General features: G+C 64.1%; 15 protein-coding genes, 1 tRNA gene and 1 riboswitch. Of the genes, 8 read left to right on the top strand and 8 right to left on the bottom strand.

What is annotated here, in order from left to right; translation table 11 throughout:
• The first annotated feature begins 193 nt into the window (after positions 1-193).
• Positions 194-1486 (top strand): adenylosuccinate synthase, encoded by a 1293-nt coding sequence (locus C0606_17175; protein ID PLX35829.1) that lies wholly within the window; start codon positions 194-196, stop codon positions 1484-1486.
• Between the two features lie 43 nt (positions 1487-1529).
• Complete coding sequence (locus C0606_17170) at positions 1530-3386, top strand: hypothetical protein (protein PLX35828.1); 1857 nt, start codon at positions 1530-1532, stop codon at positions 3384-3386.
• 33 nt (positions 3387-3419) lie between these two features.
• Here the strand turns inward: C0606_17170 and C0606_17165 are convergent, their stop codons facing one another.
• Entirely contained in the window at positions 3420-3839 is a 420-nt protein-coding gene (locus tag C0606_17165) for a DUF2000 domain-containing protein (GenBank protein PLX35827.1), read from the bottom strand.
• A gap of 129 nt (positions 3840-3968) precedes the next feature.
• Here C0606_17165 and C0606_17160 point away from each other — a divergent pair, with 129 nt between their 5' ends.
• From C0606_17160 to C0606_17150, 3 genes are all read left to right on the top strand, one after another.
• Entirely contained in the window at positions 3969-4451 is a 483-nt protein-coding gene (locus C0606_17160) for an AsnC family transcriptional regulator (GenBank protein PLX35826.1), read from the top strand.
• A 42-nt stretch (positions 4452-4493) separates the two neighbouring features.
• A riboswitch (TPP riboswitch) is annotated at positions 4494-4615 on the top strand.
• Between the two features lie 133 nt (positions 4616-4748).
• Positions 4749-5516, top strand: coding sequence for an ABC transporter permease (locus C0606_17155; GenBank protein ID PLX35825.1), 768 nt, complete (start codon positions 4749-4751; stop codon positions 5514-5516).
• A gap of 35 nt (positions 5517-5551) precedes the next feature.
• On the top strand, positions 5552-6496 hold the full coding sequence (locus C0606_17150) for an ABC transporter ATP-binding protein (GenBank protein ID PLX35824.1): 945 nt from the start codon (positions 5552-5554) through the stop codon (positions 6494-6496).
• Between the two features lie 292 nt (positions 6497-6788).
• Here the strand turns inward: C0606_17150 and rpoH are convergent, their stop codons facing one another.
• Positions 6789-7694, bottom strand: a complete 906-nt coding sequence (rpoH, locus tag C0606_17145; GenBank protein ID PLX35823.1) for an RNA polymerase sigma factor RpoH — start codon at positions 7692-7694, stop codon at positions 6789-6791.
• A gap of 114 nt (positions 7695-7808) precedes the next feature.
• Positions 7809-8834, bottom strand: a complete 1026-nt coding sequence (locus C0606_17140; protein ID PLX35822.1) for an RNA pseudouridine synthase — start codon at positions 8832-8834, stop codon at positions 7809-7811.
• Here C0606_17140 and C0606_17135 point away from each other — a divergent pair.
• Together C0606_17135 and C0606_17130 are read left to right on the top strand one after the other, a co-directional pair.
• Entirely contained in the window at positions 8833-9195 is a 363-nt protein-coding gene (locus C0606_17135; protein ID PLX35821.1) for a hypothetical protein, read from the top strand. The two genes, C0606_17140 and C0606_17135, sit on opposite strands and share 2 nt — an antisense overlap.
• Positions 9196-9325: 130 nt before the next feature.
• Positions 9326-9401, top strand: a tRNA-Glu gene (locus C0606_17130).
• A 185-nt stretch (positions 9402-9586) separates the two neighbouring features.
• On the opposite strand, the gene C0606_17125 is transcribed toward C0606_17130, so the two are convergent.
• On the bottom strand, positions 9587-10096 hold the full coding sequence (locus tag C0606_17125) for a hypothetical protein (GenBank protein PLX35820.1): 510 nt from the start codon (positions 10094-10096) through the stop codon (positions 9587-9589).
• 198 nt (positions 10097-10294) lie between these two features.
• Here C0606_17125 and C0606_17120 point away from each other — a divergent pair, with 198 nt between their 5' ends.
• Complete coding sequence (locus C0606_17120; GenBank protein ID PLX36009.1) at positions 10295-10546, top strand: hypothetical protein; 252 nt, start codon at positions 10295-10297, stop codon at positions 10544-10546.
• A gap of 81 nt (positions 10547-10627) precedes the next feature.
• Here C0606_17120 and C0606_17115 read toward each other — a convergent pair whose 3' ends face one another.
• From C0606_17115 to C0606_17100, 4 genes are all read right to left on the bottom strand, one after another.
• A complete protein-coding gene (locus C0606_17115; protein ID PLX35819.1) occupies positions 10628-12163 on the bottom strand; it encodes a tripartite tricarboxylate transporter TctA in 1536 nt (511 codons plus the stop codon).
• A 1-nt stretch (position 12164) separates the two neighbouring features.
• Positions 12165-12596: a tripartite tricarboxylate transporter TctB family protein gene (locus C0606_17110; protein ID PLX36008.1), complete on the bottom strand. Its 432-nt coding sequence runs from the start codon at positions 12594-12596 to the stop codon at positions 12165-12167.
• 104 nt (positions 12597-12700) lie between these two features.
• Positions 12701-13684 carry a C4-dicarboxylate ABC transporter substrate-binding protein gene (locus C0606_17105; GenBank protein PLX35818.1) on the bottom strand — a complete coding sequence of 328 codons (984 nt, stop codon included), beginning with the start codon at positions 13682-13684 and terminating at the stop codon, positions 12701-12703.
• A 187-nt stretch (positions 13685-13871) separates the two neighbouring features.
• Entirely contained in the window at positions 13872-15029 is a 1158-nt protein-coding gene (locus C0606_17100) for an aminopeptidase P family protein (GenBank protein PLX35817.1), read from the bottom strand.
• Between the last annotated feature and the right edge of the window lie 39 nt (positions 15030-15068).

The raw sequence follows: 15068 nt of genomic DNA, 5'->3' as shown, positions 1-15068 counted from the left end.
GCGCTTCAAAGCGTTGAATTAGAGCCTCCGGCGGGATAACCCCTGCCGGAGGTTCAACTTTGTGGTGGGAAGCTGCTGCCGAACGGTTCTGAGGGGTCGTCACCGACGATGCGACCCGCTATAGTCGCGCGCCCGTCCTGAATCCAATAGGGGATGTCTTGAACGGGCAAACGGGGCAAGGAGTTAGGTTTCAATGTCGAATGTGGTGGTCGTTGGTTCCCAGTGGGGCGACGAGGGCAAGGGCAAGATTGTCGACTGGTTGAGCGAACGCGCCGATGTCGTGGTGCGCTTCCAGGGCGGTCATAATGCCGGCCACACTCTGGTGATCGATGGTGTGAGCTACAAGCTCAGCCTGCTGCCGTCGGGCGTCGTGCGTCAGGGCAAGCTTGGCGTCATCGGCAATGGCGTGGTGATGGACCCGCACGCGCTGATCGACGAGATCGGCCGTATCGGTGCGCAGGGCGTGACGATCACGCCGGAGAATCTGCGCATTGCCGAGAACGTGACGCTGATCCTGTCGGTGCACCGCAATCTCGACCAGATGCGCGAGGCGGCCGCCGGCAAGGGCAAGATCGGCACGACCGGCCGCGGCATCGGCCCGGCTTACGAAGACAAGGTCGGCCGCCGGGCGATCCGGCTGATGGATCTGGCCAATCTCTCGACGCTGAAGGACAAGATCGCCCGCCTGCTGGCGCATCACAACGCGATCCGCCGTGGTCTCGGCGAGCCGGAAGTCGAAGTCGATACGATCTACGAGGAGCTTGCCTCGGTCGCCGACAAGGTGCTGCCGTTCATGGATTCGGTGTGGCAGCTGCTCGATGCGAAACGCCGCTCTGGCGCGCGAATCCTGTTCGAGGGTGCGCAGGGCGCGCTGCTCGATATCGATCACGGCACGTATCCCTATGTGACGTCGTCGAACACGGTGGCCGGTCAGGCCGCGACCGGTTCGGGCATCGGCCCGGGCGCCGTCGGCTTCGTGCTCGGCATCACCAAGGCCTATACGACGCGTGTCGGCGAAGGGCCGTTCCCGACCGAGCTGAAGGACGAAGTTGGCCAGTATATCGGCGAGCGCGGCCATGAATTCGGTACCGTGACGGGCCGTGCGCGGCGTTGCGGCTGGTTCGATGCCGTGCTCGTGCGGCAGACGATCCGGACCGGTGGCATAAACGGTATCGCCTTGACAAAGCTTGATGTTCTCGACGGGCTCGAGGAAATCAAGGTGTGTGTCGGTTATCGTCTCGACGGCAAGGAAATCGACTATCTGCCGGCCGCGCAGTCGGCACAGTGGCGCGTCGAGCCGATTTACGAAACACTCGAAGGGTGGAAAGAATCGACTGAAGGCGCCCGGAGCTGGGCCGATCTTCCTGCGCAGGCGGTGAAATATGTCCGCCACATCGAGGAACTGATCGGTGCACCGGTTGCTTTGTTGTCGACGAGTCCGGAACGGGATGACACAATTCTTGTGCAAGACCCGTTTCAGGACTAAGCCGTAGAAGTAACGGTCGAACGGGCTGTCTGAGCGTGATGGTATGGCGGATTACTACGCAATTCTGAAGAAAGCGATTTCGGCGCTGCCGAAGAACACCGGTGAAGCCCGGCGTGCGGTCTATGAAAAAGCCCGCAAAGCGCTTGTCTCGCAATTGCAGAACTATAATCCGCCGCTCAGTGCTTCGGAAATCACTGCGCAGCGGCTGACGCTGGAAGAATCGATCCGCAAGGTCGAGGCCGAGGCGGCGCGTGCCAGCCTCGGACTTTCGGCGAGCAGCCTGTCGTCGCCGCGCGCCGAAGTGAAACCGGAGAAGCCGGCCGCCGAAAAAGTAGCTCCGCCTGTAGCGAGCGCGCAGGGGGAGGAAGCCGCGGCGAAAACGACGTCACCTGCAACGGACGCTCCGGTTGAGGCCGCGAACGAGGCCGGGCAGGCGGGCGCGCAGGATGAACCTGCGGTTACTCGGGACGAAGCGCCGGCTGTTGAAGCCGCCAGCGGGGACGAGGCGCCGGCGGAGACTGTCGCGGAAGAGGAAAAGCCGGCCAACGGCCGCAATCTTCTTCGCAAGGCCGTGGCCGATGCCTCGACGCTTGGAGCGGCAAGTGCGGAAGCGACACGGTCGGCGCGCCGCGCGCTCTATCAGGAAACCAAGGACGAAGACGAGAGCGTCGACGATGATGCGCGCAAGGAGCCGACCTTCGGGCGGCGGGCGCAGGTCGAAGACGAGGAAGCCGAGGTTGCGGCGGAGCCCCAGTTGGCCGCGCCGGAAGGTGATGACGACACGGACGATGACTTCGATGATGGCGCGCCGCTTGCCGGCGATGTCGGCGGTGAGCCGATGTCGATGCGCGGTATGTGGCTGATTGCCGTCGGTGTCGTTGCCTTCGTTCTGATCGCCGTTGCCGCGTGGCTCTATGCCCAGCGCGACGACTTCTTCCCGAGTGGGCCGGACAGCACGATCGAGGAGACGGCGACGCCGTCCTCGAACGAGGAAACGCCGCCGGCCGATGCCGACACGAACGAGTCGCTGGCGCCCAAGATCACCGATCGCCTGCCGGGTGCGGGTGATGGCGGTCCGGCGACGGATGCCCGCGCGGTGCCGACGGTGCGGGTTGTCGGGCCGACCTCGGAATCGACGGTCGATGGCGATCCGGTCGCCGAAGATCCGGCAGCAGCGCCCGCGGCGGAACCGCCAGCGAGCGAGCAAACGACGGAAGAGCCGCCGGCGGAAGAGGCCCCCGTCCCAGAACAACCTGCGGCGGAAGCACAGCCGGCGGAAGAACAGCCCGTGGCTGAAGCCCAGCCTGCGGCAGAGCCAGTGGCGGAACGGGCCTCTGGTGGTGAGGCTGGTCTCGTCGGTCAGCGGGCCATCCTTTACGAGGAAGGTGCGACGGCGGGCAGCTCCGGCCAGGCTTATCGCGGTCAGGTGGTGTGGTCGCTGGTCGAGGAACCTTCGACGTCGGGCGCCGGCGTCAATACCGTGCTGGTGGCGACGGCGGATATCCCGACCCAGTCGACATCGGTTGAGATCAGGCTGCGGCCGAATGCCGACAAGGCGATGCCCGCGAGTCACTGGATCGAGGTCAAGTTCAACCTGCCGGACGATTTCCGCGGCAAGGGGATCGGCAATGTCCCGGGCCTGATCATGAAGACCACCGAGGAAGCGCGGGGCGACGCCCTGCGCGGTGCTTCGGCGCGGGTGCTCGACAATCTGTTCTGGATCGCCCTTTCGGAAGACGCGGAAGAGGAACAGCGCAACGAGTCCTTGCTCAAGGATCGCGGCTGGATCGACATTCCTATTCTCTATGAGAACGGCAAACGGGCGATCCTGACGCTGGAAAAGGGCGCTCCCGGCGACCGTATGCTCAAGCAGGCGTTCGAGGCCTGGGCCGCCGGTTGATCGTCGCAAAGATCGGCAACGCGCTCTTCTTTCCTATCTCAACAGCTTCAACGACCCGGTGAGCGAGCGGACCCATTTCGATGGTCCGGCAAGCCCGAGCCCGTCGATCGCTTCGTGCGCCAGGTCGCGCGAGGGGAATGTTGCCGTGTAGTCCTCGTAGGCGTGCAGGGCGCGGGCGAAAGCGGGGAAGGGGACGACGGCGCGGATGCCGTCCTGCGGGATCGCCTTCAGCAGCAGTGCCTGGATGGTGTCGCCGTCCGCCTGCAATATGGGGACCGGGCGGTTCGAACTTGTCTCGATGGTGCGGCCTTCCATATCGGTGAGCCTGTCGGCCGCGAGAGCCGGCAAGGCCGCGCCGAGACCGATGCCGATCGCGCCAGCGGTGTTGGCGATCAGGCCGGCTGGCAGGTCCGGATTGACGATGATGGCAAGGCGAATGTCCGACGTTTTCATGGCATCCTCGGTGTGGTCGACTCTGCTGGCGAGGATAAGTGCCAGTCGTGGGTAGGCCTTGCCTTTTCCTTCCCATTTTTTGACGAAAAAGGTAGGTCTTACCGTCAATATTCAATTAGTGGGTAAAACATGCCTTCGCAGAGACTTGAGCCAGTTGACATCAAAATCCTGACGGCGCTGCAGGAAGACGGCCGCGCCACCAATCAGGGGCTCTCCGAGGCCGTGGGCCTGTCGACCTCGCCGTGCTGGCGCCGGGTGCGCAGTCTGGAAGACAGTGGGGTCATCACGGGCTATCGGGCGGAGGTCGAAAGGCGCGAAATCGGGCTTGGGGTGCTTGCCTTTATCCGCGTGCGGATAGACAGCCACAGCGAGGGCGAGGCGGAGGAGTTCTCCCGCAAGGTCGCCGAGCTTGACGAGGTCGTCGCCTGTTACAGCATTGCCGGCGATACGGACTTTCTGTTGCAGGTGGTTTCGCCCGATCTCGACACATATGCCGACTTCGCCATGACGGTGGTGCGCCGGTTGCCGCGTATCAAGGAAATGGAGACCACCTTCGTGTTGAAGGAGATCAAGCCGTTTCGCGGTTATCCGTTGAATTTCGCCGGATCGTGACCGCGGGGCTTGCCAAGCCCTCATCCTTCGCGCATGGTTCGGGCTCGTTCCGAGGGGCGCTCTTTGCGAGAGCTGAGATGGGACCGGTCCGCTAAGGACACAGTCTCGATCCCTTCGAACCTGATCCGGGTCATGCCGGCGAAGGGACGGAACCGTTCGCTCAGAACCGAACCATTCCCCGGATCGCATTGTCAGTTTGCCGCTCGTGCCGGGGATCCGTCATGTCGTTCTGCCTTGCCGATCTGAAAACCGCTGCTGGCGCGCGTGGCCGGGCGGTTTCGTGTGCGGAGGGGCGCGATGGGTAAGTTCGCTCCAGCCGCCGCGACGACGGCGCGGATCATTCTCGGCATCGCCGTTCTGGTCGGCGTTTGGGCGCTGCTGACGACGCTTTTCTCGCCGCCGGCCTATCTGCTGCCGGGGCCGCAGCGGGTGTTCTCCGTGCTCGTCGGCCGCGCGGGCTATCTGCTCGGCCATGCCGGCATCACGCTTATCGAAATCCTGCTCGGACTAGGGCTTGGCGCCGTGCTCGGCGTCATCACCGCGCTTGCCATGAACCGGCTGCCGCGCGCCGGTCGTCTGGTCATGCCGCTGGTGATCGCCAGTCAGGCGCTGCCGGTCTTTGCCATTGCGCCGCTGCTGGTGATCTGGCTCGGCTACGGGCTTGCCTCGAAGATCGCGATGGCGACGCTGATCATTTATTTCCCGGTCGTCTCGGCCTTCCATGACGGGCTCAACCGCACCGATGCCGGGCTGATCGATCTGGCGCATCTGTCGGGCGCGACGCCGGGCCAGACGCTGCGGCTCATCCGTGTGCCGGCGGCGCTGCCTTCTCTCGTGTCGGGTCTGCGGCTTGCCGCGGCCGTGGCGCCGATCGGCGCCGTCGTCGGTGAATGGGTCGGCGCGTCGAAGGGGCTCGGCTTCGTCATGGTGCAGGCGAATGCGCGCATGCAGACCGACATCGTTTTTGCCGCGCTTTTTCTTCTCGTCGTGATGGCGCTGGCCGTGCGTTTCGCTGTTGAGGCGGCGACACGGCGCCTCGTTCCCTGGATGCCGGAAAACCGATGACTTCCGCAATTTCCTCCCAACAGAAAGGTTGCCTGATGGCTCGACCGCTTTCTCTTCTCGCCGCGCTGATGATGGCGCTGTTCGCGACGCTGCCGGCGCGGGCCGGCGAGCCACTTACGGTGCTGCTCGACTGGTTCGTCAATCCCGATCACGCGCCTTTGGTGATCGCCAAGCAGGCCGGCTATTTCGACGATGCCGGTCTCGATGTGACGCTGGTGCCGCCGGCCGATCCGAGCGCGCCGCCGCGCCTCGTGGCTGCCGGTGAGGGCGATGTGGCCATCTCCTACCAGCCAAACCTTTATCAGCAGGTCGCCGAAGGTCTTCCCTTGAAGCGCTTCGGCACCATCGTCGCGACGCCGCTCAACTCGCTCGTTTTGCTGGCCGATGGGCCGGTCAAGTCGATCGCCGATCTGAAGGGCCGCAAGGTGGGCTTTTCGGTCGCCGGCTTTGAGGATGCGCTGCTTGCCGCCGTGTTGAAGACCGAAGGGCTGACGCTCGACGACGTGGAGCGGGTCAACATCAATTTCTCGCTGTCGCCGTCGCTGATCTCCGGCAATGTCGACGCGGTAATCGGCGCGTTCCGCAATTTCGAGATCACCCAGCTCAGGATCGAGGGGCACGAGGGCAAGGCCTTCTTCCTCGAGGAGCATGGCGTGCCGCCCTATGACGAGCTGATCTTCATCGCCCGTGAGGACCGGCTCGACGATCCGAAGCTTGCCGCGTTCCTGTCGGCTGTGGAGCGGGCGACGATCTTCCTTACCAATCATCCGGAAGAGGCCTGGAAGCTCTTTATCGCGGCGCATCCGGACCTCGACGACGAGCTCAACCGTCAGGCCTTCACCGATACGCTGCCGCGTTTCTCGAAGAGCCCGGCGGCGTTCGATGCCGCCCGCTATGCGCGCTTTGCGACCTTCATGAAGGATGCCGGGCTGATCCCGGAAGCGCTGCCGGTGTCGTCCTATTCGGTGATGCCGAAATAAGGCTACCGCACGACAAACGAAAAGGCCGGCTGAAGAGCCGGCCTTTTTTGTGGGGAGTGGCGTTGCACCATTCACTCCCCGTCATCCTCCGGCTTGACCGGAGGATCGCTCTCAATGTGCACAGCGTCCGAGTGAGAGCACTTTGGGGAACCGCCATGTCTACGGCGCCAGATCACCAGGGCTGTGCTCATCGCTGGCCGATCCTCCGGTCAAGCCGGAGGATGACGCAAGCAACAATGACCCGGGAGTGATCCGAGAAGAGGGGCAGGCAGGGCGGCGGGGCGCCGCCCGGTCAGGCCGACGGGCGGGCCTCGACGGCGCGCTTGTTCATGGCGGCGGCCTGCGCCTGCATGTTCTTCTGCACCTTCTCGAAGGCGCGGACATCGATCTGGCGGACACGCTCGCGGCTGACCCCGAACTCTTCGGACAGGGTTTCCAGCGTCAGCGGGTCCTCCGACAGGCGGCGGGCCTCGAAGATGCGGCGTTCGCGATCGTTGAGCACGTCCATCGCCTCACGCAGCATGGTGCGGCGGATGTCGAGTTCTTCCTGATCGGCGAGGATCTTCTCCTGGCTTTCGCTTTCGTCGACGAGCCAGTCCTGCCATTCGCCGCCTTCCGATTCCTGGCGGATCGGGGCGTTGAGCGAGGCGTCGCCACCGAGGCGGCGGTTCATCGAGATGACCTCTTCCTCGCTGACGCCGAGGCGAGTGGCGATTTCCGAGACCTGATCGGGCTTGAGGTCGCCCTCGTCGAGCGCCTGGATCTGGCCCTTGACCTTTCGCAGGTTGAAGAACAGGCGCTTCTGATTGGCTGTGGTGCCCATCTTCACGAGGCTCCACGAGCGCAGGATGTATTCCTGGATCGCGGCCTTGATCCACCACATCGCATAGGTGGCGAGACGGAAGCCGCGTTCGGGATCGAAGCGCTTGACCGCCTGCATCAGGCCGACGTTGCCCTCGGAAATGACTTCGCCGATCGGCAGGCCGTAGCCGCGATAGCCCATCGCAATCTTGGCGACCAGACGCAGATGCGAGGTCACCAGCTTGTGGGCGGCGCTGCTGTCATCATGTTCGAGGTAGCGCTTGGCCAGCATGTATTCTTCTTGCGGCTCAAGCATGGGAAAGCGACGGATTTCGGTCAGGTAGCGCTGCAAACCATTCTCGCCGGCGGCAATCGCCGGAAGGGAAGTCCGAGCCATATATCAATCCCCTTCTTTTTCTGGATCCCGCTTCGGCGGCAATCCTTCCGCGGTGCCGTTTGCGGCCACCGCCATTGCCAATATAGGGATGATTTTGGCGAAAACAGGCCGAAACTAGCTGACGCTTTCGTGAAAAGCGTCGAGAATCGCGGAAAAGTCGGCCGGAAGCGGGCTCTCGAAGCGCAAAATTTCGCCGGAAACCGGGTGGCGAAAGCCGAGAATGGCGGCGTGCAGCGCCTGCCGGCCAAGTGCCTCGACGGCATTTCGCGCCGTGTCGGGCAGTTTGCGGGCCTTGGTGGCGAAGCCCGCGGCATAATCGATGTCGCCTACCAGCGGGTGGCCGATATGGGCCATGTGGACGCGGATCTGGTGGGTGCGGCCGGTCTCGAGCCGGCATTCGACGAGCGAGGCGACCGGATCACTCTCGCCATCAAGGGTGAAGCGTTCGATGACGCGCCAGTGGGTGACGGCGTGCTTGCCGCCCGAGGTCACCACGGTGCGCTTCATGCGGTTGTTGATGGAGCGGTCCAGCGGGGCGTCGACCGTGCCTTTGGCGCTGCGCGGGCTGCCCCAGACAAGCGCCAGATAGAGCCGCTGCAGCGGCCCCTCGCGGCCGTGGTCGGCGAATTGTTCGGCAAGGCCGCGATGGGCGATGTCGTTCTTGGCAATCACCAGAAGGCCACTCGTATCCTTGTCGAGGCGGTGGACGATGCCGGGGCGGCGCACGCCGCCGATGCCGGACAGGCTGTCGCCGCAATGGGCGATCAGCGCGTTGACCAGCGTTCCCGTCCAGTTGCCGGCGGCCGGGTGCACCACCATGCCGGCCGGCTTGTCGACGACGATAAGGTCGTCATCCTCAAAGGCGACGTCGAGCGGGATCGCCTCGCCGCGCGGCGTGGCGTCCTCCGGTTCGGGCTGGACGAGGCGCACGGTGTCACCCGCATTGACCCGGTGGTTGGGCTCCACTATCGTCGCGCCGCCGATCGAGGCATGGCCGTCCTTGATCAGCGCCTTGGTGCGGCTGCGGCTGAAACCGGGCGCATTGGCGGCCAGAAACGCATCGAGCCGCATGCCGGCGGCATCGGCATCAACCGTAACGTCTATTGCGCTTTCCGCGTCCCGGCGAGGCTCGTCCGTCATGTCCAATCCCAATTTCGAAGACGAAGAAGAAAAGCCGCTCGATCCCGCCGCGGAACGTTTGCAGGCGAAGCTCAAGGGGCTGTTGCTGGTCTCGAGCCTGATCATGGGGCTCGGCCTGACGGCTGTGTTGTCGGCTATCATCTACCGGGTGGTCAAGGACGATGGTGAGCCCGACTGGGCGACGCGGGCAAATATCGAGGCGCTCATCGAGGATCCACTGACCGGCGACATCGTCGGCACCAGCCTCGACGGTAGCCGCATGGCGATCACGCTGCGCACCGAAAAGGGCCTGCGTGTTCTCGTCGTCGACGTCAATTCCGGCAGCGTTCAGCGTCAGGTCGATCTGATCGGACAGCGCTAAGGGTTTTCCGCGCGCCCGGTGCGATCCGAGAGCGGGTTTTTCGCACAAAGGCGCGGAGAGTTCTTGCGCCGAAGCGCCATCGGCGTTATATCCGCCTTCCGGCGCTGCTGCTTGCCAGCCAAGCCTTTGCGCCCCCATCGTCTAGCGGTCTAGGACGCTGCCCTCTCACGGCAGAAACAGGGGTTCGAGTCCCCTTGGGGGTGCCATTCACCTATCTCACGCGAATTCGCTATGCTCATCGCTCCGATGGGGCGGCCTTTTCGGCCGGCGCTCGTTCGAGCTTGCGAATGCTTCGCGTTCGAGTTTGCCGTATATGGGTACGGCACCTCTCCGGCGCCAGATTTCCTAGATACTGATAACTGCGATCGGCTCGCCAGCGGATCGTCGTGCCTCAATCCCCGCAGGTCAGATTGAACGTCTTTTCGTATTCCTTGCCGATCGTCTCGCCGTTATCGACGCGGGCATGAAGCACGAAGGGATTGCAGTCGTGGTCGACGATGATCGAGCGCACCGACTCGCCCTTCAGGCCGACATAGGAAATCGACCATCCCTTGTCGACCATCATTGGCCCGTGTTCCTCGTAAGGGTTGGTGACATAGACGATCAGCATCGGCGGGTTCGGATAGACGGTGTTCTTTTCGCCTGAGACGACGAGGTCGATCAGCACCTGGGTCGATGAGCCTTCCTCGCCATTGGCGATGATCTGCTCCTTCTTGCGGGCGATGTTCTTCGACAGATTGCCGGTGTCTTCCCAGATCAGATAGGCGCGGGCGCGGTCGAATTTCACCGGCTCCAAGGCGCTTGCGGCGCTGCCGGTCGCGAGCGCGGCAAGGATCGCCAGAGAGACCGTTTTGACATTGAAAATGTCCCGGGCTCGCGCCCAAGTCTGAATAATGCTCATGGTTTGCCGTGCTCCCCCCTCTGGTCCGGCGATGGCAAAGCCTAGACTATGAAGCCGCCACCCGAAAGGTCGATTTCGTTGCGGAATGTGGCAAATAATCCTAGTGGACGGCGTCCGGCTTCTCTGCCAATTTCTTGAATTGTCGAGGTTTTCATCAGGGGTGCGCCCCCGGACCAACGGAAAGCAGGGAGCATGAACATGAACAACGGAAAGCGGAAATTCGTACTGGTTGTCGCGGCGGCCGCGACGGCTTTGGCGCTCGGCGCGTCGGCCTCCTACGCGGAGCGGCAGCCGCAGATGCGCAAGGCGCTTGAGAAGCTGAAAGATGCGGAAGCGCACCTGCAGCTTGCCACCGCCGACAAGGGCGGACACCGGGTGCGCGCCATGCGGCTGGTGCGCGATGCCATCCGCGAAGTGCAGGCCGGAATCAGGTTCGACAACCGCAACTAGTCCGGTATCGCCGTCCAGAAAGCTTGTGAGCCCGGCGCGTCCTGCGATGCGCCGGGTTTTCTGTGCTGTGGCGGATCGGCGTCAGTCAGTGTCGGCGCGTTCCTCGGCACGGTCGTTGATCGTCTTGACGCGGAAGAAGCGGCCGACGACCAGCGGGGCGAGAAAGCCGGCGATGGCGAATACCCAGATACCGATTGCAAGCCACGACCCCCAAAGTATCGACCAGTCGCCGTCGGAGATGGTCAGCGCGCGGCGCAGGTTTTTCTCCATCTCGTTGCCGAGCAGGACGCCGAGGATGATCGGCACCAGCGGCACGTCGAGCTTGCGCAGCACATAGCCGAGCACGCCGAACGCGATCATGACGAGAAGATCGAAGGTCGAACCGGAAATGCCGTAGATGCCGACGAAGGAGATCATGGCGACGGCGGGCATGAGGTATTTTGACGGGACCTGCAGGACGCGGACGAACAGGCCGACCATCGGCACGTTCATTGCGAGCAGCATCAGATTGCCGATGAAGAGCGCGGCGATCAGGCCCCATACCACGTCGGGCTTCTGGGTGAAGAGTAGCGGGCCGGGGGTGATGTTCAGCGCCATCAGCATGGCGAGTAGCACGGCGGTGGTGCCCGATCCGGGCACGCCGAGCGCCAGCATGGGCACGAGCGCGCCGCCGGAGGCCGCGTTGTTGCCAGCCTCGGGGGCGGCGACGCCACGCGGATCGCCGTTTCCGAAGGTGTTGTTCTTGTTCTTCAGTCGCTTTTCGAACGTATAGGCGATGAACGAGCCGAGCGACGCGCCGGCGCCCGGCAACACGCCGGCGATAAAGCCGAGGCCGGTTCCGCGCGCCATCGAGCCGAGCGAATGCCGGATCATCGACCAGGGCGCCGTGATGCGGCCGAGCTTTGCTTTGCTGGCGTCGAAGTCGCCATTGCCCTTGTGTTCGAGGAACAGGAACACTTCCGACAATGCGAACAGGCCGACGATCGCGACGAGGAAGTCGATGCCGTCGTAAAGGTGGATCTCGTTAAAGGTCAGGCGCGGCACGCCGGTCTGGTGGTCGACGCCGATCATGGCGATGCCGAGCCCGATGGCGGCTGCAATGGCAGCTTTCGCCTGGTTCTTGGAGGCGATGCCGCCGAGCGTGGCAAAGGCCAGCGTGAAGAGGGCGAAATACTCCGCCGGACCGAACAGCAGCGCGACCTTGACCAGCTGCGGCGCGAGCAGGACCAGCCCCCAGGTGGCGAAGAAGGCGCCGACGAAGGAGGCGATGCCGGACAGGGCGAGCGCTTCGCCTGCCTTGCCGGCGCGCGCCATCGGGTAGCCGTCGAGCGTGGTCATCAGCGCCGGTTCGTCGCCGGGGATGTTCAACAGGATCGACGAGATGCGGCCGCCATACATGGCGCCGTAGTAGACCGAGGTCAGCAGGATCAGGGCGGGCGTCGCCGGCAGGCCGAGCGTAAAGGCAAGCGGGATCAGGATCGCGACGCCGTTCGATGGGCCGAGACCGGGCAGAGCGCCCATGATGGTGCCAAGGAAGCAGCCGAGCAGGGCGAGCCCGATATTCTGCCAGGTGAGGGCGATGGCGAAGCCGTCGGCCAGGTAGCTGAGGGTGTCCATGTCAGAATCCCCACGGTCCGACGGCAAGGCTGAGGCCGAGGATGAGACGGAAGATGACGAAAATGCTGACCGCGATGCCGATGCCGGCGATGATTGCGGCAAACAGTCCGGCGCCGAGCCGCCAGCTCAGAAGTCCTGCGGCGACGGCTGTCGAGATGACGAAGCCGACTTCCGGCAAGGCGTAGGTGTAGGCGATCATCACCGCCACGGCGAAGACGATCTCGAGAATCCCGCCGAGTGGCGGCCAGTCGGGTTTTTTGTCGGGTCGGATGATCGGGTAGAGACCCGAGAGCGCCAATACGCCGCCGATCAGGTACGGGAAGAATTTCGGTCCGACGGGATCGGAAAGAAAGCTGATCTGCGTCTTCGAGGCGAAGTAGACGTACAACGCCGCCAGTACGATGCAGACAACGCCGAGAATCCGGTCGCTCATCGTGAGACCTCCGCGGAAGTGGCGCCACGCGCCGGGCGCAGGTTCGTCCGGGCGTGTGAACCGGAATTCGGCCGGGCGCGACACGCCCGGCCGAATCCTGCTGTTTACTGGAGGATACCGATTTCGCGGCTGAGCGCTTCGGTCGCCTCGATCTGTCCCTTGACGAAGGCGGTGAAGGCGTCACCCTGAAGATCGAGCGGCATCAGGCCGTTGTCAGCCATGACCTTCTTCCATTCGTCGGAATCGTAGACCGTCTTGATGGCGGTCGACCAGAAACCGAAAGCCTCGTCGGACATGCCGCCCGGGGCGTAGAAACCGCGCCAGTTGGCGCCGATGGCGTCGATGCCCTGTTCCTTGGCCGTCGGGAAGGCGCCGAACTCGCCCGGCAGCCGGTCTTCGGCGAGCACGGCAAGCACCTTGATGTCGCCCGAGTCGACGAAGCCCTTGGCCTCGGAAATGTCGCCGGAGAAAGCCTGAACGTGGCCGCCGAGCAACTGCGTCACGGCTTCGCCGCCGCCTTCGAAGGCGACGTATTTGACCGCGCGGGCGTCATCGATACCGGACGCCTTGGTGGCGATCAGGACCTTCAGGTGATCCCAGCCACCGACCGCCGAGCCACCGGCGACGGCGACCTTGGACCCGTCCGCCTTGATGGCGTCCATCAGATCGGTGAGCGAATTCATCGGCGAGTCCTTGGCGACCGCGATGACGCCGTAGTCGGCGCCGATCGAGCCGACCCAGCGGACCTGGCTCATATTGGCGCCGGGATAGGCACCCTGGGCGAGACGGGTCGTGGTCGCGGAGGACGCGGCGACGATCAGGTCGTTGTCGTCATTGCGCTTGCCGACCACTTCGGCGAAGGCAACGCCGCCGCCGCCGCCCGACAGATTGGTCACCTGCACCGGGTTGCCGACGATCTTCAGATCGTAGAGGGCCTTGCCGACCTGGCGGCAGGTGAAGTCCCAACCGCCGCCGGCACCGGCCGGGGCGATGCACTCGCTGTTGGTCGGTTCGAAGGCGGAGGCCGGCATGGCAAAGCCGGCGGCCACCATCAGGGAAAGGGTGCAAGCCGCAGCAAATCTCTTCATCGCATATCTCCCTAGGACTCTTTCCGGTTGATGAGGATCGCTGTCGATCCCGGAAAGGCGGCCGGCGGATCGTTTGGCGCCGCCGGCAGTTCTTGTTCGGAGCACAAGCGCCCGATCCGCAGACTAGAGCACGACTTGTCGCGGTCGACAATCGAAGAAGCGCGCGCGGACTGTGGAGGCGCGATGCTCAATGCGGTGTGATCAGCAGCTCGCGCGGATAGTCGGTGAGGAACTCGCAACCCGTTTCGGTGACGACGACGGAATCTCCGATGCGGCCGCCGAGCGCGCCGTCGATCGAGATGCCGCCGTCGACGGCAAACGTCATGCCGGGCTGCAGCATGGTCTTGTCGCCGGCCTTGAGTTCAGGCGCTTCGAGATAGGCGACGCCGATCGAGCGTCCCGTCCGGTAACCGGTCGTGTAGCCGCGCTCGCGATAGACGTCGTTGGCGGCGGCGGCGATATCCTCGGCGAGCACGCCGGGGCGGATGGCGGCGATGGCCGCTTGCTGGGCGTCGATGGCGGCCTGCTGAACGCGGGCGGCTTCCTCGGAGATTTCCGCGATGTGGAACATGCGGTCGAAGCCGAGCTTGTACTGCTTGAACTGGGCCATGTTGCAGAAGCAGAAATAGACGGGATCGCCGCGTTCCAGCGCGCGGACATTGGCGCGTCGATGAACCATGGCAGTGTCGCGGCCGCTTTGCATGATCTGCAGATTGTGGATCATCGGCGAAACGAAGCGCTCCCATCCGCGGTCGGTCAGGAAGCCGGCGGCGGCGCGGGTGCCGGCGTCGATCACGGCCAGCGCCGACTCGTATTCGCGCGCTCCTTCAGCCAGCGACTCATGGGCGGCACGCATCATCGCGCCGGCGATCTGACCGGCCTGCTTCATCACCGAGATCTCAAGCGGCGATTTGATCATCCGCATGCCGCCGAGCAGCGGGGAGATGTCGGCGAGCGCCGTTGCCGGAAAGGTCTCGTCGAGGAAATTGCGCAGGATGGCGGGCAGGGTGGCTTTTTCGACCCAGAGTCTCTCCACGCGATCACCGAGCGTCTCGCCGAGCACGCGAGCCCAGCTACGCTGGCCCATATCCTCCCAGACCCGGATGTCGGAGACCCAGGTCATTTCCGAGACCATCTCCGATTCCATCAGCGGGGTGATGACCGTCGGCTCCTCGTCGGGACGGATCACCAGCATGGTCGGGCGGCCGAATTCGATTCCGAGGTAGCCCCAGAACCCGGCGAGATAGGCGATCGAGCTCTCGTCGGTGAAGAGCGCGACCTCGACGCCGTGCTGCGCCATCAGCGTCTGCAGCCGCTCGGTTCTCTGGCGGGCTTCCTCGATCATGGCCGGCGTCCTCGCGGTTCTGGTTGTCGTCGTCAGCAC

This window comes from Hyphomicrobiales bacterium, from assembly GCA_002869065.1.
In the GTDB taxonomy this organism is placed as follows: domain Bacteria; phylum Pseudomonadota; class Alphaproteobacteria; order Rhizobiales; family Rhodobiaceae; genus Rhodobium.
This window is presented reverse-complemented; position numbering and strand designations above follow the sequence as displayed.

Bases quoted from the DNA above. Each gene is read 5' to 3' on its own strand.
- C0606_17155 (PLX35825.1), top strand. From the start codon at position 4,749: ATGGGTAAGTTCGCTCCAGCCGCCGCGACGACGGCGCGGATCATTCTC.
- C0606_17165 (PLX35827.1), bottom strand. From the start codon at position 3,839: ATGAAAACGTCGGACATTCGCCTTGCCATCATCGTCAATCCGGACCTG.
- C0606_17120 (PLX36009.1), top strand. From the start codon at position 10,295: ATGAACAACGGAAAGCGGAAATTCGTACTGGTTGTCGCGGCGGCCGCG.
- C0606_17105 (PLX35818.1), bottom strand. From the start codon at position 13,684: ATGAAGAGATTTGCTGCGGCTTGCACCCTTTCCCTGATGGTGGCCGCC.
- C0606_17160 (PLX35826.1), top strand. From the start codon at position 3,969: ATGCCTTCGCAGAGACTTGAGCCAGTTGACATCAAAATCCTGACGGCG.
- C0606_17140 (PLX35822.1), bottom strand. From the start codon at position 8,834: ATGACGGACGAGCCTCGCCGGGACGCGGAAAGCGCAATAGACGTTACG.
- C0606_17125 (PLX35820.1), bottom strand. From the start codon at position 10,096: ATGAGCATTATTCAGACTTGGGCGCGAGCCCGGGACATTTTCAATGTC.
- C0606_17115 (PLX35819.1), bottom strand. From the start codon at position 12,163: ATGGACACCCTCAGCTACCTGGCCGACGGCTTCGCCATCGCCCTCACC.
- C0606_17170 (PLX35828.1), top strand. From the start codon at position 1,530: ATGGCGGATTACTACGCAATTCTGAAGAAAGCGATTTCGGCGCTGCCG.
- C0606_17175 (PLX35829.1), top strand. From the start codon at position 194: ATGTCGAATGTGGTGGTCGTTGGTTCCCAGTGGGGCGACGAGGGCAAG.
- C0606_17135 (PLX35821.1), top strand. From the start codon at position 8,833: ATGTCCAATCCCAATTTCGAAGACGAAGAAGAAAAGCCGCTCGATCCC.
- C0606_17150 (PLX35824.1), top strand. From the start codon at position 5,552: ATGGCTCGACCGCTTTCTCTTCTCGCCGCGCTGATGATGGCGCTGTTC.
- rpoH (PLX35823.1), bottom strand. From the start codon at position 7,694: ATGGCTCGGACTTCCCTTCCGGCGATTGCCGCCGGCGAGAATGGTTTG.
- C0606_17110 (PLX36008.1), bottom strand. From the start codon at position 12,596: ATGAGCGACCGGATTCTCGGCGTTGTCTGCATCGTACTGGCGGCGTTG.
- C0606_17100 (PLX35817.1), bottom strand. From the start codon at position 15,029: ATGATCGAGGAAGCCCGCCAGAGAACCGAGCGGCTGCAGACGCTGATG.